The organism is Chitinophaga oryziterrae (assembly GCF_009758125.1).
Lineage (GTDB): Bacteria > Bacteroidota > Bacteroidia > Chitinophagales > Chitinophagaceae > Chitinophaga > Chitinophaga oryziterrae.
The window spans coordinates 448,746-467,565 of sequence record NZ_WRXO01000001.1 but is presented as its reverse complement, the minus strand read 5'-3'; the positions used below and the strand labels follow the sequence as shown (position 1 = coordinate 467,565).

General features: G+C 44.4%; 12 protein-coding genes. 2 read left to right on the top strand and 10 right to left on the bottom strand.

The window, feature by feature from the left end; translation table 11 throughout:
* The first annotated feature begins 238 nt into the window (after positions 1 to 238).
* The gene (locus GO495_RS01975) at positions 239 to 1,162 is read left to right on the top strand and encodes a class I SAM-dependent methyltransferase (protein WP_240915129.1); all 924 of its coding nucleotides are present in this window, start codon (positions 239 to 241) and stop codon (positions 1,160 to 1,162) included.
* Here the strand turns inward: GO495_RS01975 and GO495_RS01970 are convergent, their stop codons facing one another.
* The 7 genes from GO495_RS01970 to GO495_RS01940 form a co-directional block, all read right to left on the bottom strand.
* Entirely contained in the window at positions 1,163 to 2,941 is a 1,779-nt protein-coding gene (locus GO495_RS01970) for a YfbK domain-containing protein (protein WP_157298024.1), read from the bottom strand. It lies immediately after the preceding gene.
* 139 nt (positions 2,942 to 3,080) lie between these two features.
* Complete coding sequence (gene hpt, locus GO495_RS01965) at positions 3,081 to 3,617, bottom strand: hypoxanthine phosphoribosyltransferase (RefSeq protein WP_157298023.1); 537 nt, start codon at positions 3,615 to 3,617, stop codon at positions 3,081 to 3,083.
* A 97-nt stretch (positions 3,618 to 3,714) separates the two neighbouring features.
* A complete protein-coding gene (locus tag GO495_RS01960) occupies positions 3,715 to 5,199 on the bottom strand; it encodes a glucosaminidase domain-containing protein (protein WP_157298022.1) in 1,485 nt (494 codons plus the stop codon).
* Positions 5,200 to 5,219: 20 nt separating this feature from the next.
* Positions 5,220 to 5,864 carry an O-methyltransferase gene (locus GO495_RS01955; RefSeq protein WP_157298021.1) on the bottom strand — a complete coding sequence of 215 codons (645 nt, stop codon included), beginning with the start codon at positions 5,862 to 5,864 and terminating at the stop codon, positions 5,220 to 5,222.
* A 72-nt stretch (positions 5,865 to 5,936) separates the two neighbouring features.
* Positions 5,937 to 6,635: an LOG family protein gene (locus GO495_RS01950; protein ID WP_157298020.1), complete on the bottom strand. Its 699-nt coding sequence runs from the start codon at positions 6,633 to 6,635 to the stop codon at positions 5,937 to 5,939.
* Between the two features lie 468 nt (positions 6,636 to 7,103).
* Positions 7,104 to 8,657: a RagB/SusD family nutrient uptake outer membrane protein gene (locus GO495_RS01945; protein WP_157298019.1), complete on the bottom strand. Its 1,554-nt coding sequence runs from the start codon at positions 8,655 to 8,657 to the stop codon at positions 7,104 to 7,106.
* A 12-nt stretch (positions 8,658 to 8,669) separates the two neighbouring features.
* A complete protein-coding gene (locus GO495_RS01940; protein ID WP_240915128.1) occupies positions 8,670 to 11,783 on the bottom strand; it encodes a SusC/RagA family TonB-linked outer membrane protein in 3,114 nt (1,037 codons plus the stop codon).
* Positions 11,784 to 12,196: 413 nt separating this feature from the next.
* Here GO495_RS01940 and GO495_RS01935 point away from each other — a divergent pair, with 413 nt between their 5' ends.
* Complete coding sequence (locus GO495_RS01935; RefSeq protein ID WP_157298017.1) at positions 12,197 to 13,270, top strand: glycoside hydrolase family 43 protein; 1,074 nt, start codon at positions 12,197 to 12,199, stop codon at positions 13,268 to 13,270.
* Positions 13,271 to 13,411: 141 nt separating this feature from the next.
* Here GO495_RS01935 and GO495_RS01930 read toward each other — a convergent pair whose 3' ends face one another.
* From GO495_RS01930 to GO495_RS01920, 3 genes are read right to left on the bottom strand one after another with little or no spacing between them, the layout of a single operon-like run.
* Entirely contained in the window at positions 13,412 to 14,005 is a 594-nt protein-coding gene (locus GO495_RS01930; RefSeq protein WP_157298016.1) for a hypothetical protein, read from the bottom strand.
* 45 nt (positions 14,006 to 14,050) lie between these two features.
* Positions 14,051 to 15,073: a PorP/SprF family type IX secretion system membrane protein gene (locus tag GO495_RS01925; RefSeq protein ID WP_157298015.1), complete on the bottom strand. Its 1,023-nt coding sequence runs from the start codon at positions 15,071 to 15,073 to the stop codon at positions 14,051 to 14,053.
* A gap of 5 nt (positions 15,074 to 15,078) precedes the next feature.
* Positions 15,079 to 18,750 carry a T9SS type B sorting domain-containing protein gene (locus GO495_RS01920; protein WP_157298014.1) on the bottom strand — a complete coding sequence of 1,224 codons (3,672 nt, stop codon included), beginning with the start codon at positions 18,748 to 18,750 and terminating at the stop codon, positions 15,079 to 15,081.
* Positions 18,751 to 18,820 lie beyond the last annotated feature (70 nt).

Below are 18,820 nucleotides of genomic sequence, written 5' to 3'. Positions count from 1 at the left end.
TGACGGAGCTGCGTGTTTGTAGAAAATATTTATATCCTCTTTAATTGACTCCGGAGGAGTCCCCTTCTATTAGCAATTCAGGGGGATTCCTCCGGAGTCTGTGTTTGTTAGTACAAATAATACGGGGCTCCTAAAGGAGCCTGTTATGTTTTATTGAAAACACGTAGCTAATGGGAACTCCCCTTTTAATTTATTGATTATTTTTACAGGTTACATGTTCGATCCTTCCAAACTACAAATGCTAGAGAACAGGCTGGTAAAGGTGTTTAAGCATCTCCGTAAAGCAGCCCGCCGTCAAAATATCACCTGTTACCGGGTATATGATGATGATATCAATGAGTTCCCATTCAGTGTGGAACTGTATGAAGATCATGTGTATGTGGCAGAGTACCAGCGTCCGCATGGGATGGATGAAGATGCGCATGAGGATTGGCTGGATAACAGCCTGCTGGTGATCTCTAAAGTGCTGGAAATCGCGCCTGAGAAGATATGGGTGAAGCAACGGCAGCGGAAGGCCAGCCGGCAGGACCAGTACGAAAAGCTATCTTTTGAGAGTCATGAGATGATTGCACATGAGTCCGGGCTTTCTTTTAAAGTGAACCTTTCTGATTATTTAGATACCGGGTTATTTCTTGATCACCGTATTACAAGAGGGATGGTACGCGATGAAGCTGCCGGGAAAAAAGTACTGAACCTCTTTTGCTATACCGGGTCTTTCTCTGTGTATGCGGCGGCCGGCGGAGCTTCGCAGGTGGTATCCGTAGATCTTTCCAAAACCTATCTTGCCTGGGCGGAAGAAAATATGAAACTAAATGGGTTTGATGCCGGGAAACATCCTTTTGTACATGCTGATGTGTTGCAGTATTTAGATACGTTACCTGAAGATGAGTTTGACCTGGTTGTGCTGGACCCTCCTACTTTTTCCAATAGTAAACGAATGAAAGAGTTCCTGGATATTCAGCGGGACCATGTGAGCCTATTGAACAAAGTACTGCGTGCGACCAAACCAGGCGGGACGGTTTATTTCAGTAATAATTACAGGCGGTTTTCGCTGGAGGCTGATCAGGTAAATGCCACTGCGATTAAGGATATAACGGCACAGACGATGCCTTTCGATTTTCAGCAGAAACTGATCAGGAAATGTTATAAGATCACTAAATAACTATTCTTCCAAATGCCCTGATTTCTTCATCTCTTTTACCAGCTTCAGGAATTCTTTTCTATAATCTCCGGGGTCATCAGCCAATGATCTTTTAGCAATATCCAGCACCATTTTACTGTTGCCATTGCCTTTGTAGGCAGACTTTCGCAGTAACATGCCCAGCAGGGCTACGGCGCTGGAAAAGCGGAAGTCGGAACTGGCATCTGCGAAGGGAACGAGTTTACCGGGAACTTCATAATTGACCATATGTGATACCGTATCCACTTCTTTATAGTGCAGGGTGACCTCTGCCAGCGGGCCATCAACAATCGTTTTGGGAATGATATCCGTACCGGGCTGTGGTATGATCTCGTAAATGGCTACAGCGCAGTGACCAGGGCCAATGATACCCCCGGAAACCTTATCTCCGGATGTTGCCTCATCTTTTATTACTTTATTCTCATATCCTATCAGCCGGTAAGCTTTTACACGGGCCGGGTTGAATGTTACATCTGCTCTTACGTCCTTGGCAATTGTGAACAAAGTGCTGCCAAATTCCCTGGCAAAGATCTTACTGGCTTCTTCCAGGTTATCTATATAGGCGAAGTTGCCATTCCCCTTACTTGACAAAGTTTCCAGTTTTGAATCTTTATAATCTTTCATACCGAAGCCGAGGCAGGTTAATAAGACGCCGGTTTCCTTTTTTCCGAGGATTAGTTGCTCCATGTCCTGATCACTGGTTTGCCCAACGTTAAAATCGCCGTCTGTAGCCATGATAACACGGTTATTACCGCCTTGTATGAAGTTCTCGCCTGCTATCTGGTAAGCCAGTTTAATGGCGGCTTCTCCGGCGGTGGCGCCGCCGGCGCTGAGATAGTCGATGGCATTCAGTATTTTTTCCTTCTGATTGCCGGGGGTGCTGGGCAGTACTACTCCGGGAGTACCGGCATAGGCAACAATGGCCACGTGGTCATTTTTCCGCAGATTGTTGACCAGTATACGAAAGGCAGCCTGCAAGAGTGGCAGTTTGTTAGGCGTACCCATAGAGCCGGAAGCATCTATGAGGAATACGAGATTGCTGGGCGGAAGGCTGTCTATGTTTACAGCGGCGCTGCGTACTGCTATCTGTAGTAACTGGTGAGCCGGTTCCCAGGGACAGCCGGCGAAGCTGCTGTAGATGGCCAGTTTTTCTCCGGAAGGAGGTAATGGATAGTGATACTGGAAATAGTTCACCATCTCTTCTATGCGGACAGCATCTACGGGGATGCGTTCTTTTAGTTTTACAAAGCGGCGGATATTGCTGTAGGCAGCTCTGTCCACATCTACAGCGAAGGCGGAAGTAGTTTTGTTTTCTGTTTGGATGAATTTGTTCTCATAGAGGATACCGTACGTTTCATCGAAGAAGGCGCGGATCCCCATTCCTGAGTTACCGTAGTTGGGATTGGAACTGTTGGAAGAACGTTCTCTTGCAATGGCTTTAGCTTTGGAGATAGGATCATCTGTTCCATCCTGCATGTCCATGTCAACGAGCATACGGTCATAACTTCCCACTGCCACCTGTTTGGGGCGATATTTATTGTGCCTGAATAACAATACAGCATCTCTGGAGGGTACCGGGATACGGAAAAGACCATATTGATTGGTGGTCACTTTAGCCGTGTCATTGATCACTTCGACAGTTACTCCTGGTAAGGGGTTGTGGGAGATACTATCTTCAACAGCTCCGGTTATCCAGATTTTTTGTGCAATTGCAGGTACAAGGAATATTACGCTGACGAGCAGCAAAAAGAGCCTTTGCATTTAGTTATATCATATACGCGTTGTATAAATATAACAAAAAAGACTGTTATTTTTTAATAACTGACGGGGGAGTGAAGGGATCATGCTATTAAGATCCAACTCTTTATCTTCCTGGTTATCAGATTTAAAGATGCATTTTTTATTCTACCAACTGGTAGATCTCCGGCAGATTGCGTCCCAGACCATCATAATCCAGGCCATATCCCAGCAGGAACTTGTTGGGTACTGAGAAGCCCAGGTAATCGATGGGTATCTTGTATTGCAGTGCTTCCGGTTTGGTGAGCAGGGCTGCGATTACCAGCTTTTTAGGCTGCTGGTGCTCTAATTGTGGTAAGAACTGGCTGAGCGTTTTACCGGTGTCTACGATATCTTCCAGTATCACTACTGTACGGCCGTAGAGGTCTTCGTCCAGACCTATGGAGGTTACGACGTTACCGGTGGATTTAGTGCCTTTGTAGGAGACTAATTTAATGAAAGAGATCTCTGCTTCTATGGTGAGATATTTGAAAACATCTGCGGCGAACATGAAGGAGCCATTCAGGATAGCGATAAATAAAGGGCGTTCGCCCTGTAAGTCTTTGCTGATTTCAGCGGCTAATTCCCGGATACGCTGTTGCAGCTCAACAGCGTTTATGTAAGGTTGAAATTTCTTGTCGTGTACCTGTATAACAGACATGTGAGCTGGTTTACTATTTTGGATATATTCCTGTTAAAGCTGTGGTGGTTTTAGAAAGGCCCCGTCTCTGAAAGTTCTTGTTTGTTCTTTCAGATATCTACATTTTTCCTACTAAAAGGCGTTGCCCGATTTTAATATCAAAGGCGTCGATGTGGTTCCACTCCTGCAGTTGCACGATCGTTACATTGTATTGTTTTGCAATACCGTATAATGTTTCTTTAGGCTGTACTTCGTGGTAAAGGGGACCTTCACCGGTTTTTACAGGAGCAGGGGTATTATTTACCACCGGAGGTTTTACAACAGGGGCAGCCGGAGCCGGATTGTTCTTTACAACAGGAGCCGCCGGTGCAGGCGTTGTATTGCTTCCCGCTGGCTTCACGTCCGCTACTTTCTTCAGGTCATCCATCATACCGGCCGGCAGGTTATTCTGTGCCGGGGCAGGCGTTGCAGCCTGTTGTGCGACTTGCTGCTGTGCGGCTGCCTGCTGGGCAGCTTCCATCTGATCTTTCACATCCTTTACTATCGCTTTGGGAGAAAGGTCTCCTACAGTAGGATCTTCTTTGGGCGCCTGTTTAGCAAGACGTGGCGTGCTGCTGGCATATCCGCCAAGGGCGAGTTTCTCGCCGGCAGCAGGTTCCTGGCCTTCGTCCATCCTGTTGCGGCGACGCAGCCAGCGCAACTGGATACCTTCCGCCTGTGCAATGTCGTACATGGTTTCGCCCTGCTTTACGATGTGATAATCGTCCTTACCCTGTTTGCCTTTCTTCTGCAAATAGACGAACATATCTTTCGGGAGCGGATTATCATCCGGTAAATCATTATAACGGACCAGGTTACGGAGTTTTATATCACGGTCATTAGCTACCTGTATCAATGCAGTACCTGCCGGCAGATAAATTACTTTACGGCCATTGATCTCGAATACACCTTTGGGAATACTGGCAGTACCGGTAGCAGGTGATGGGGAAGAAGGATTGGCTGCAGTGGCACGGCCAGGCTGATAATCGCGGTTCTGAGCATCTTTCTCTGCACGGCTATCTTCAAATGTACCTGCTTTGGCTACACCTTCTGCCTGCAACGTATATTGCTGTAAGTTATAATCTTCAATGATCTTGATCAGTTGCTGAGGGTAGGTTTTGCTGGTAGCATAACCCGCCTGTTTAAGGCCATAGGCCCAGGATTTATAATCCTCTGACTGGAACTGGAACAGGAATGCATAACGCGGATTTGCTTTCAGGAATACAGAGTGATCGCGATAAGATTCTGCCGCATTATTGTATTTACGGAAACATTCCTGGCGGGCATCATCATCATAATTAACCGTAGCGCCCGTCCAGTTGTTCTTGCATTTTATACCGAAGTGATTGTTGGAATTCTGCACCAGCCAGCCATTGCCCGACTGAGTTTCCAGGACTCCCTGCGCCAGTGTAATGGAAGCAGGTATGCCGTTTGCCTTCATCTCATTAATAGCTACGTCCTTGTATATAGCTATATACTGCTCCGTACTCATGGTTTGAGCTTTCAGTAATGGCAAGCTGCCAATAAGAAAACTAACCACTAAAAAGCATCTCTTTAGTTGCATGTATATGAATTTAATGGGGATCAGCCAAGTTTTCTGATTATCAGGAGTCCGTCCCTGATCGTTAATAATAATTGTTCCGCTCTATCATCTGCGGCTACTTTTTCGCAGAAGCGGACCATTGCTTTGGCATTGTTGCTCTGCTGTGAACTTTCCAGCAATGTTTCCCCGTGATACAATACGTTATCTGCCAGTATAAATCCGCCCGGGCGTAATTTACTCCACACAAGATCATAATACTGTTCATAGCCTGCCTTATCAGCATCGATGAACACCAGGTCAAACACTTCATCCAGCTCAGTGATAATGCCTGCGGCTTTACCAATGTGCATTTTTATTTTATGTGATAGCCCGGCTTCTTCGAAATAACGCCGGCACATATCTTCCCGTTCTTCGTTGATATCTATCGTATGCAGGATCCCATTTTCTGTAAGGCCCTGCGCCAGGCAGATAGCAGAATACCCGGTGTACGTGCCCAGTTCCAGTATACGTGAGGGGCGCATCATATGACTTACCATACTCAGGTACTGACCCTGCAGATGGCCGCTTAACATATGCGGCTGCTCTATCTTTAAATACGTTTCGCGGTTCAAACGCTGTAACAGCCCGCTTTCCGGACTGGTATACTTTTCTGCGTATGCTTCTACCGCAACAGGTATTAGTTCCATGAGCTAAATTTGTGCAAACCTACGAATATTCCTCAACGCATAACACAGGTTTCATATTGCGCAGATCAGTTATCAGAAATTAGGCCGTAACTTATTGGTGGTATAAAATACTCTGAAATATTCTACTACTTCATCCGCGGTATCAAATAGTTTTAACAGTCCAAGATCTTCCGGGGCAATGTTGCTCTCTTTCTCCATCATAGTGCTGCGGATCCAATCCAGCAGCCCGCTCCAGTACTCCTTACCTACCAGTACCATGGGCGTTTCCGTCATCTTCTTGGTTTGTATCAATGTGGCTACTTCAAAGAATTCATCCATTGTTCCAAAGCCCCCGGGCATCATAATAAAGCCCTGGGAATATTTGGTGAACATTACTTTTCTTATGAAGAAATAATCGAAGTTGAGGTTTTTATCGTAGTCTACGTATGGATTAGGGTATTGTTCGTGAGGCAGTGTGATATTCACACCTACAGATTTCCCCTTCGCTTCCTGCGCCCCCCTGTTGGCCGCTTCCATTACTCCGGGACCACCACCGGTGATGATACCGAATCCTTCGTCAGACAGTCTGCGGGCGATTTCATGCGCCAGCTCATAATATTTGTTTCCCTGTTTGGTACGAGCAGAACCGAATACAGATATGCAGGGTCCCATTTTGGCAAGGGCCTCAAAACCGTCTACAAATTCTGCCATGATCTTGAAGATCTGCCAGCTTGAATGTGCTTTGGTCTCGGTCCAGTCTCTTTCCTTCAGATGCTTTAAACGATCATTCATTGCCGAAAGTTATTTGTTCGCTAAAATAGTGAAAAGAGCGCTGTGAACAACCTGTAAATTCCTAAAAGAAGCAGGTAACTCAAAAGAAACCTGCTTAACATTTAACACGTTATGAACATGCAACTGCCGTTTCCAGACAGCCGCATAATTTTAATCCATAGCATAACGTAACTTCAAAATATAGTTTTGAGAAATGTAAGCAGGGGCTTTCATTTAACGTGGATTATCATATGATTGCTCAGGTGACCATTGTAATATACAAAAAAAAGGCTCCATAAGGAGCCTTCTGTTTATAAGAATTTATAGATTTTATATCAATATCATTAAGTTAAGGCTTGCTTTAACAGGCATTGATCAGCCAATGTATCATATCAGGTAATCTGGCTCCTGACGGAGCAGGATTATATAGAATACTTGGTTAGCTTAACTTAATGACATTGGGGCGCAGTACAGCACCCAGCGTTTAACTTAATAACCCTGATTTTGTTTGTTGATACCGTTTGCGTCAAGTTTCGGATTATTATCAATCTCCTGCTGAGGTAATGGTAATAATTCATCCCTGTTCTTTCTGAAATAACTGATCGGCTCTGTTATGAAATAGTCTTTTTTGCGCCATCTCAGGATATCACGATTACGCACCTGTTCATCTCCGAGTTCGACTGTCTTTTCATGCATAATAGCTTTGGTCACCTGGTCTTTATTGGACACAGGGAATTGTGCAGTAGGATAATGTGGCATGGCAACAGAAGGCCTGTCCCTCACCTCATTTAAGTAATCTACGGCGACAGCAGTATTCCCCAATTCATTCTCACATTCAGCAAGCATCAATAACACTTCCGCATAACGGATCATGCGTTGGTTATTGCCTCCCGGATGATAGGAAGCAGTGGAAACACTTTGCTTATAGATAAGCATAAATTTACGCCAGCTCACCTTTTTTGTTACGCCATTCACGGTAGAGGCATTCCCGTTTTGCATACCATCTGTCAATACATCTGCATCATTATTGAACTTATCACCTGTTTCATAAACGGTTGCCTTATAACGAGGATCTGTTTTGGCAGCACCGGTTGCTGTATTCTCAAACTCATTCAGGAATTTGTCTGACGGAATAAGATTCCTCCACGAAAGCGGACAATACTCCTGATTGCGTATAGTGGATTGGGCAATACCCGCACCGTCATTTGTACCATTCCAATCAAAAGCGTTATCGCCTTTATCAATATAAACTGTTTCCCAGATGGATTCCGCATTGAATTCAGTTTCTTCCAGAAAATTATCACTGAAATTATCTATAAGATGATAAAGACCCGAGCCGGTTACCTTTAGCAATGCTTCTTTTGCTGCTGCATAATCTCCTTTTTGCATATATACTCTTCCAAGCATTGCATTAGCTGCACCAGCAGTAACCCGGCCTTGTTCTGCAGAAGAATAAGTTGTGGCTAACACAGCTGCTGCGTCTTTAAAATCCTGTATGATTTGTTCATAGACAACATCTTCTGCTGCTCTTGGCTGATATTCGTCAGACTTCTTTACTACCTCTTTATATAGTGGCACAGGGCCCCAAAGACTTACCAGTTCAAAATAAGCCCATCCTCTTAAGAACTTTGCCTGAGCAGCACACTGATCACGAACAGCATCATTGTCTGTAACATTCGGAGCACTACCGATTACTGTATTAGCGCGATGTATAACAGTGTAAAGACCATTCCAAACGCTATTCATAACCGAATTGTCAGCCGTGATGGCACCATTCAGAATTTGTGCACGGGGCACTTCAAGCTGACTACCCCCGGAACTTACATCATCACTTCTGAGGTCTTCCAGGAAAAACCACTCCCGTGCTACCAGGTAACCACCATGCACTGTAGAATAGATAGCATTGGTGCCACTCAGCAATTCATTGCTGTTCTTAAAGTAGTTATCAAGCGTAACATAACTTGGGTTTGTTTTATTTAAATCTTTATTACAGGCAAGCACCATTATTAAAAAGCCTGCTATAATTATATTATTTTTCTTCATGATTGTTCTTTTTTAAAAACCTACCTGCAGGCCAAACTGAAAAGACCTTGCGGACGGGTATTGTCCATAATCGATACCATTTGTAAGCGTTGTATTCTTCGAACCTATTTCAGGATCCCAGCCTTTATAGCGGGTAAATGTGAGCAGGTTCTGAGAAGAGATGTACATCCTGAAACTATTGATCGTCCCCTTTGTTAACGAACGCAAAGCCGACTGGGGGATGTTATATCCGATGATCACATTCTTTAGTCTCAGGTAGGAACCGTCCTCTATCCAGCGGTCTGATACACGGGCATTCTGATTAGGATCTCCGCTTATAGCTCTTGGAATATCGGTATTGGTATGATCAACCGTCCATGCATTCAGTACTTCTGTTCCGGCACCAAACAAGCGTGCCATTCCTTCCCGCAGTACTCTTGTACCGTTATATATTTTATTGCCCTGTACACCCTGAAAAAAGAGCGATATATCGAAATTTTTATACGCACCGCTGTAATTGAGTGCATAAGTAAAGTCGGGGACATAAGAACCCAGGAAAGTCCGGTCGTCTGCAGTTATTTTTCCATCTTTATTCAGGTCCTTGAACCGGATATCTCCTGCTGAGGTTGATTTTGCAGGATTAGTACCTGATAATTGCACAGGGGCTTTATTGACCTCATCCTGACTCTGGAAGATACCGTCTACTACGTATCCATAAAAGGACTGAATGGGCTGTCCTGCAATAGTACGTGTAATATTTCCATTGCCGAAATCTGCGTCTGATCCCGCATCAATGGTCGCACTGGATGTATTAAGGCTTAAAATTTTGTTTCTGATGAAGCCAATGTTCCCATTAAGATTCCATGTAAAGGCACCTGATGTTTTGTTATAACCCAACTGTATATCAATACCCGTATTTCTCATCGATGCAGCATTCTGATCTGAACCTGTGCCGGCAAAGCCAAAACTACCAGGTGTGGGAATCGTGAGGATAAGATTATCTGTTTGCCTGCGATACCACTCAGCCGTTAATGTTATTTTGTTATTGAACAAACCGAGGTCAAAACCAATATTCACCTGCTTCGTTTTTTCCCATTCGAGATCGCTGCTGGCCAGCTGGTTATAATACGAAGCATTTCCTGTGGTGAGGGTATTACCAAAAGGATAGCTGGCTCCATTGGCCTGAACGACTCCCTGCCATGGATATTCATTGTTAAGAATGGAGTTTTGCAAGGCAGGGAAAACGCCAATCGCATTTAAACCGGTAACGCCCCAACCGCCTCTTAACTTTAATTCAGATATAGCAGTAACAGGTTTGATGAAAGCCTCCTGGTCCAGTCTCCATCCTGCAGAAAAGGAAGGAAAACTTTGAATTTTACGACCTGGCGCCCATATGGATAAACCATCACGGCGGATTGCACCACTCAACAGGTATTTCCCGGCAAAGTCATAATTCAGTCTGCCGATATAAGACTGAATAAGCGATGCTGTTCTGGATGAGTAGGAAGACACATTGGTTGCACCCACAAATGTTTCTATATCATTTGTACTTTGATTTCCTTTTTGTGATTCACCGAAGTTCTGTGCACCTTGTCTTTCAAAAACAGCCACCGCATTTACATGATGCTTTCCAAATGTTTTATCAAAAGTTAATTGCTCCGTGAATAATAAGGTAGTTCTGTTAGCCCGCTGATCAGTGATGGTAGCAACGGTGGAACTCCTTCCCTTGTCATTATAGATAGGGAGAAACTCGTGCTGGAATTGTGTTACATAATCAGTACCGAAGGTGGATCTGAAATTAAGCCAGGGCGTGAAGTTTACCTGCGCATATACAGTTCCCAGCAGTTTAAACACCTGACGGTGTGCATCTCCTAAAAGCAATGCATCTTCAACGGGATTGGTGGGGTCAGCACCATCTACACTGTTCTCCGCATTCCGGTAACCACCCAGTGTGGTTGGATCATGCACCGGCAGGTAAGGAAGCGCTCTTACCACGTTTGCGATACGGGTTCTGTTACCCGAGGTATTATCATAGCGTTGTTTCGAATAGGACAGTAAGAGGTTCTGTCCTAATGTAAACACCTTGCTGAGATTATGTTCGGAATTGATCCTGAAATTACCCCGTTGGTAATTCACGCCCTCTGTGATACCATCCTGTTTAAAGTAACCACCGGAAATATAATAGCGGGACTTTTCATTGCCTCCATTCACGGATAAATTGGTTTGTGCAATAAGACCGCTCTTAAAATAGGCATCCTGCCAGTCGGTATTTGTTTGCGCATATGTTTGTGAAGCGCCCGCGTAAATGGGTTGATTAAAAGCAGCATCTTCCAGCCTGGGTGGTTTAGCAATACCGGCAGCACCATTCAGCGCTCTTTCATACAACAGGTACTGTTGTGTATTCAACAGGTCTACCTTTTTCCAGGCAGACTGCACACCGGTATAAGCATCAAAATTGAAATGTGGCTTACCATCCCTGCTGCCTTTTTTTGTTGTAAGAATAACCACCCCATTGGTAGCCCTTGAGCCATAAATTGCGGCGGCACTTGCATCTTTCAATACTTCAACAGACTGTACATCCTTGCTGTCGAAATTGGCAAGATTGGAAGTAGGAAAGCCGTCAATCACATACAGCGGATCCGATGCATAACTAATAGAACTGATCCCCCTGATTCTTACGATAGGGTCTGAACCCGGTGTACCGTTATTGGTAACGGTTACACCTGCTACACGGCCCTGCAATGCCTGTTGTACACTTGCTACAGGAAGTTCATTGATGGTTTTGCTACTTACAGACGCAACAGAACCGGTTAATGAACTTTTCCGCTGGCTGCCATAACCGATTACTACCATCTGCTCCAATAACTGAGACTGAGGTGCAAGACTGATATCATACTGAGAACCGGTGCCTACCGTGCGTTCACCCGTTGTATGCCCTATAAAGGTAAAAGTAAGTGTCTCACCGGCCGAAGCATTGATCTTATAAGTACCATCAGCAGTCGTAACGGTACCACGATTGGAATTTTTCACGGCTATCGTAACGCCTGACAGTGGTTGCCCGGTATCGTCAGTAACCTTACCCTGTATGGGTTTACTGCTTTGAGCGTTTACAATGATAAAGACCGGAAATAAAATTACGGTAAGCAAAAGTTTTTTGGGAGCCGAACAGATTCGAAAAAAGGCTCCTGGCAAAGGCTTCATAACAAGGGGAATTAAGAGTTTAAAAATAATCATGGAATCACGCAACCGATTGTATTAAAAACGGCATTATTACTCTTCTGTCTGGAAGAAAATATTGTTTTCAAACTGGAATATTATTAAATTCTGAATATGATAAAATACAGGCGTATTATCATATACTGGGCCTGACAAACTAGTCGCACTATTCTTTCGGGGGCTAAAGTAAGGACATTTTTGAAAAACGCAACCGATTGTGTAGATTTTTTTTAAAAAAAGTTTAGTTTAGCTTTATATGCGTCTAAATTCCAGTTATGACAAACGAGCGGGAGGTTACCATTTATGACATTACTAAAAATCTGAATCTCTAAAAAACACAACATATGAATTCCTTACGTTATCTATTTACCTTTATTGCAGCAGGCACAATTTACAGCTGCAATCAATCCGCTCCAAAGCAGACGACGGATACAACAACCGTCAAAAGCCCGGAAAAAAAATATCTTTCCCAACCGCTTGTCACGCATATTTACACTGCAGATCCATCTGCCCATGTATTTAACGGAAGAATTTATATCTATCCCTCACACGATACTGCTACCGGCGTACCTGAAGACGATCTTGGCAGCCATTTCGATATGAGAGACTTCCATGTGCTTTCTATGGATTCAGTTGGTGGGCATGTTACAGACCATGGAGTAGCGCTTGATATAAAAAATATTCCATGGGCACACCGTCAGTTGTGGGCACCGGATGCTGCCTTTGCCAATAATACTTACTACCTCTTTTTTCCTGTGAAGGACAGTCAGGATATTTTTCATATCGGTGTTGCCAGCAGCTCCAAACCGGAAGGCCCTTTCAAGGCAGAAAAAACACCCATTAAAGGCAGCTATAGCATTGATCCCTGTGTGTTCCGCGATGACGACGGGAAATACTATCTATACTTTGGTGGTATCTGGGGCGGACAACTACAACGTTGGAACAATAATCAATATGACTCATCAAAAGGCAACCGCAAACCCAATGATCAGGCCATATTACCCCGTATGGCTCAACTTTCGCCTGACATGAAAAGTTTTGCCACCCCTGTGAAAGAGATAAAGCTGGTCGATGAAAAGGGTGATCTCTTTAAAGAGAAAGATAATGATAAACGTTTTTTTGAGGCATCATGGGTACACAAATACAAGGGTAAATATTACTTCTCCTACTCCACAGGAGACACTCATCAACTGTGCTACGCCATTGGCGATAATCCTTATGGACCATTTACATATAAAGGCGTCATACTAAAACCTGTTGAAGGCTGGACCAGCCACCACTCTATTATTGAGAAAGACGGAAAATGGTACCTTTTTTATCATGATGTTCAGCTGTCCGGTAAAACGTACCTGCGTAATGTAAAAGTCACTGAGTTACATTATAATGAGGATGGCAGTATAGAGACGATTACTCCGTAAACTTCTTTACTGTGTTTTATTGTGATGGTGCGATGCACCATCACAATAAAATCAGGAATTGGCAGCAGCACTTCATGCACCGGCATCCGGTCAAACACGGGGCCTGTTATGTGTTGTTACTTAACTAAACAACATTGGATTTTATATGCCTAAACTGGCTCCTATCCTTAATATTAGTCCGTTCTGGTAAGGAGATCTGCTATCCTGCAATACATCATACAATGCCATGATGCTGAAAGCTGCACGGCCACCTACCGGTTGTGAATAACCACCACCCATCAACAGACTGGGTACACCGTAGTGATCCTTAACTACAGTCTTGGGATCGTAATAAGTGCTTTTCAGGCTTACTGCATTATACTCAGGTTGTACATGTATGAACAGGAAATCAACCGGGTATACACGACCCCATACACCTCCTCCAAAGATCGTATACTGGTTGCGTTGAATGGTTACATTGTTGTAATTGCTTAAGCGTTCTGAACCAAACTGTGCATTAATATTGATACCTGCAGCGAATAACTGGGAAATGCGGTATCCGATTAATGGAGAAATATTGATATTAGTATAATCTCCGAATGCCAATCCAAGTGATCCTCCTATGATAAGACGGGATGGATCGATTTTTTTCTTGCTGTTTGTAGTAGTAGTAGTAGTATCTCCTGTTTTATAATACTGAGCCTCTGCGAGATGTACTGCAGTTAACAATAACAAACATAACAATAAACGTTTCATACTTCTCCTTTTAAAATGGTTTTATTTCTTCTTTAATGCACGTTGTTAAAATGAAGGGCACAATGCAGCTCTCTTCGCATTGGAGAAACTGCGGTTAGGATAAATCCCTGTGTATACGATGCCTATTTCATAAGCACCACGCCGGTTATTGGCCTGGGCTATTGAGGAGGTGGTGACATCATAACTGAACATCAGTTTTACATTTGATAACTGGTAACCCACCAGGAATACTGCGGCGTCATGCATACGGTAATAGAGACCACCATATAACTGTTTATCGCCGTCTCCGGAAAGATTGTAGGCAGCATTACCACCAAATACTGTTTCATTGGAGTTGGCCTGTCTTGAGTAATACGCAGAAGGATTCAGGATCACTTTATCACTTACTTTCAGACTTGCGTTCAGAAAAACAATACCGCGACGTGATATCTGATTATCAGAAGCATAAAATGTTTCTCTTGGTTTGTTGATATGCTGTACCGACACACCGGCATTGATATAAATGTTTTCCGTAGGGAAATATGCGTAGTTCATCCCTACCTGCATATCGAAATAACTGACCTTTGTCTGGTCGAAAGGTTCTGCCGTAGGCACCTGCGCATCGAAGAACTTTCCATTCCACTGGTCGCCGAATGTGAGTTTTGTAACGTCTACCCTTTTACTGGCGGACCCCACATTAAAACCTAATGATAACAAACTGCTTTGTCCCAGCAACTGGTGATAGGCAACAGAGCCATATACCTTGGTGGAAGTAAGATTACCGGTACCCGCCACATCGCGCAGGATCACACCCCCAACACCTACCCAGCCATATTCCAGTCTGTCGCGGAACAACTGGAAATCTCCGAATGCAGACATCGTTTTATAAGGTACAGGAATGCTGGCCCACTGATCGCGGTAGTTGATACCGATCCGGTAATTACCATCCGGGATAAATCCTGTGTTGGCAGGATTGGTAGTAAGCGGCGAGTTGAAGTACTGCGAGAAATGCAGATCCTGGGCGCTGCCCTGCAATGCTGCAATGAGCAGCATTGAACAACCGGCTATGTATTTTACAATCTGCTTCATGTCCGTCATCTTAACAAGGTTACACTTCCGTTTTTGGTAGCTGTAGTGCCGTCACTAAACTCTACGTTGATTACATAGGCATATGCATCCATAGGCTGAAGGGCTCCCTTGGAGATCCCATTCCATCCTACAGCAGGATCATTTGATTCAAACATCAGCTGACCCCAGCGATTAAATATTTTCATACTAAACTTGGCAATACCAAAACCCTTCACCAGGAATACATCGTTCACTCCGTCCCTGTTTGGTGAGAAAGCGGAAGGGATATCGAACAAAGGTATTACAATTGCACTTACCTGTTTGTGTACGGTGTCCGTACATCCGGTACGGTTAGTAGCGATCAGGTATACATCATATACGCCTGTTTTGTTATACTGGTAAACAGGGTTGGTTTCGTGAGATCCGTTACCATCACCGAATTCCCAGATGTAGCTGACTGCATCAGGAGAAGACTGGTTAAGGAAACTTATTGGCGTATTCTCTACCGGCTTGGTCGGTGAATAGTTGAAGTCGGCCGTTGGTGGCGGGAATACGTTTATCACCTTCTTGATACTGTCTATTTTGTTACAGGTATTATTATCTGTTACGATCAGACTAACAGTATAAGCATTCGCATTCATGTAAACATGCGTAGGGCTTACATCTGTAGAGGTACTGCCATCACCGAAATCCCAGGCAAAGGTTTCACCGCCTTTACTGGTATTCTCAAATGTAATGGTGGCAGGTACGCAGGAACTGTCCGGTGCTACAAAGGAAGGGACCACATTAGCGGCTACACGTAAGGTAACCGTATCTGTTTGCGGTGCATTACAATAATTGCTGTCCACCAGTGTCAGCGTGGCATTGTATACTCCTTCCACTGCATATTGGTGTGCATATGGGAAGTTGGCAGGGCCTACTGTAACAGGCGCTGTATTATCCCCAAAATTAAGTACAAATGAATTGGACTGATAAGGTTTTGGCGGTGTACTGATAAGATCAAATAAGTAACTCAGCGACTGGCAGGGTGGTTGCCTGGTAGCCGTCATATTGAATTTCGCTTCGTCTGTACGGATACGCAGCAACAGTCTGGATGTATCACAACCATTACAACTGGCAGGATCACATTTTACCAGCATCACCGTATAATCCCCTGCAACAGCATAAGTATGTTTGATAGTATCGCTGGTACCGGATACAGGGGCAGAACCGTCCCCGAAATTCCATGTCCAGGTCACTGCAGGTGTTCCCGTAGTATCTATAAAAGTGATATCGGCAGGTACGCAGTAATTCGTTTTCCTGTCTATTGTTTTGATACCTGCTTTTACACCATCCAGGTTAAACGCAATTTTCAGACAGCCCAGGTTACAATCTTTAGGCTGGGTAGTAGAATACGCACCCGGTGTAGTCGGGTAACGGGGCCTGAATTCGGAGTTACCACTTGGACACCATGCACAGATTGCCTGGTATATTACACCGTTACGGTCAAAACGGCTCGTACCACCATCCACGTGTTCGTAAGTACCATTACCACCAAAGTAACTGGCAAACAGCACATCGGTAGCATCGCGCTGTAATACGAAAAAGTAGAAGTCCTGACTATCAGTTGTACTCTGCAAAGCGTTCTTTGTACGTAAACCGGCAGTATTGGAATTAGAATAATGTAAAGCAGTATTGATACCCCCACCCCATCCGGATACATACACGTTCTCGCAACGGTCTACCAGAAAGGCTACCGGAGAGATACTTGGCGTGGATGCTACCTTACCGAAGGTAGTGGTATATACAAATGCAGACAGGTCGGGTTGCAACTTGGCAATGAACTGTTTGGAATTATCGTTGTAAAAAGTAGTTGTGCCGGTAGGCTGCACACTCGGCCAGGAGCCTTCCGTTGTACCCATGATATAAACAAAGCCTTTGGCATCCATCTGTACGCCATATACCTGGTCTGCCGCAGCACTGCTGGAACCCATATAGGTACTCTGCAATAACGTTTTACCATCTGTAGAAATATGAGCAACAAAACCATCACAAACACCTCCGCGGTAACTGTTGTATATTGGACTGCCTTTTATCGGGAAGTCGCTGCTGGCAGTACCTCCTGCCACATATAAGCTGTTCATGCCATCCAAAGCAAGCACATAAGCCGCATCTTCTTTGCTGCCTCCGATATAACTGGCCCATACCAGGTTATTACAGGTAGGATCTATTTTCATCACTACACCATCCTGTGAACCACCAAAAGTTGGCTGGAAAACACCCGATGTTACCGGGAAATTAGCAGAACGTGTGCAACTGGCTACATAGATATTACCGGCACCATCGATGACCACTTCACTGCGGGCGTCATCCCCGTAGTTACGCAGTAATACGGAAGTACCTGTTTTACGGTCTTCGTTGATATTTACGGCATCATCATCCGGACTGGCAATAATCAGGGAACCGACAATACCGGAACCTGCTGCATTCAGTTTAGTGATGGCTATATCCCAGCGGCCCCTGGTACCTACAGTATTAGTAACCGGATAATTAGTTGAAGTTGTTCTTCCGGAGATCACTAACTCGCCTGCGGCATCCACGAACAGGCTATGCGGCTGTTCTGCGCCGTTACCACCTACGTAGGTAGCATAGAGCAGACTACGTCCGTTGGAAGAGAATTTGCTGATACCGATATCGAAACTGCCACCCTGATAAGTAGTTTGTAAAGCACCGGTAGTAGTAGGATAACCAACGTCAAAGACGATACCACCTCCATAGAGGCAGCCTTGTCCGTCATAAGTAGCGGTAAAACCCCAGTTATCCGCTTTGGAACCGGATACGGTGGAGAAGATATAAGAAGGATCTATGACCAGCGGATAGGCGTCATTATATTTACCAGACACCTTAAAATGCAGTTTATTACCACTTAACGCATAAGAAACCTTTACGGATACACGTTGATTATCAATATACTGGTAAGCAAAAGGCATTTGTTCCGTGATTGTACCTACAGAAGTAGTGATGACCAGCTGCTCTTTTTTGATCTCCATTTTATCTACACCTGTGTATTGCAGCAGGATCCGGGAAGGATCTGCACCAGGTTGCACGATGAGGTCATACTTCAATACAGATGATTCTGAATACACCTGCATATCTATACCAGGATATAATGATTTGTAATTAACGAGCTGATAAGATTTTACGTTAGAGGCCCATTTGGATTTATCATTTCCGATGAGATAATTGGCATAACTATCTGCCGCTTTATCAGGTATTATCTGCGGATTGGCAGCCGCGTTCAGGAATGTTACTTCATAAGCATGCCCTTTTACGTTTGGCATCACACCCGGCTGGGGAGCGGCTGCAGAAGCGGCAGTAGTAGTGACAGAACTGGCAGCTTTAAAGGAAGAACCACCTGACGGATCGAGGTGAATGATGGTATCGCTGAGATTTGCGTGACCATGTACTCTTTCTGTCAGCTTTTCAAAGTCGGCTTTATCCTGTAGTACAAATACAAAACCGGTACGCTTTAAAAAAGCGGCGCCGCCTCCCATATCTGTCTTGTATAAAAAGTCACCGCTCCACTGCCCTTTATTCTCTGTGAACTGCAAAGGCGTATTATCATAAAACGTCTGCGTTTGCGCCTGTGCCACAGCCTGTTCGCTGGTAAACAGCGAAAAAACGAAAGCTAAACAGCCTATAGGGAAAGTAAAATTCAACGGAATAGATTTAATTTTTGTCCTGGAAAACAAGTTATTATTACTTATAAACGCAGATGATGGTACAATT

Coding starts and splice junctions, on each gene's coding strand:
- GO495_RS01960 (WP_157298022.1), bottom strand. CDS start 5,199: ATGCAACTAAAGAGATGCTTTTTAGTGGTTAGTTTTCTTATTGGCAGC.
- GO495_RS01955 (WP_157298021.1), bottom strand. CDS start 5,864: ATGGAACTAATACCTGTTGCGGTAGAAGCATACGCAGAAAAGTATACC.
- GO495_RS01930 (WP_157298016.1), bottom strand. CDS start 14,005: ATGAAACGTTTATTGTTATGTTTGTTATTGTTAACTGCAGTACATCTC.
- GO495_RS01935 (WP_157298017.1), top strand. CDS start 12,197: ATGAATTCCTTACGTTATCTATTTACCTTTATTGCAGCAGGCACAATT.
- GO495_RS01950 (WP_157298020.1), bottom strand. CDS start 6,635: ATGAATGATCGTTTAAAGCATCTGAAGGAAAGAGACTGGACCGAGACC.
- GO495_RS01925 (WP_157298015.1), bottom strand. CDS start 15,073: ATGAAGCAGATTGTAAAATACATAGCCGGTTGTTCAATGCTGCTCATT.
- hpt (WP_157298023.1), bottom strand. CDS start 3,617: ATGTCTGTTATACAGGTACACGACAAGAAATTTCAACCTTACATAAAC.
- GO495_RS01945 (WP_157298019.1), bottom strand. CDS start 8,657: ATGAAGAAAAATAATATAATTATAGCAGGCTTTTTAATAATGGTGCTT.
- GO495_RS01975 (WP_240915129.1), top strand. CDS start 239: ATGCTAGAGAACAGGCTGGTAAAGGTGTTTAAGCATCTCCGTAAAGCA.
- GO495_RS01970 (WP_157298024.1), bottom strand. CDS start 2,941: ATGCAAAGGCTCTTTTTGCTGCTCGTCAGCGTAATATTCCTTGTACCT.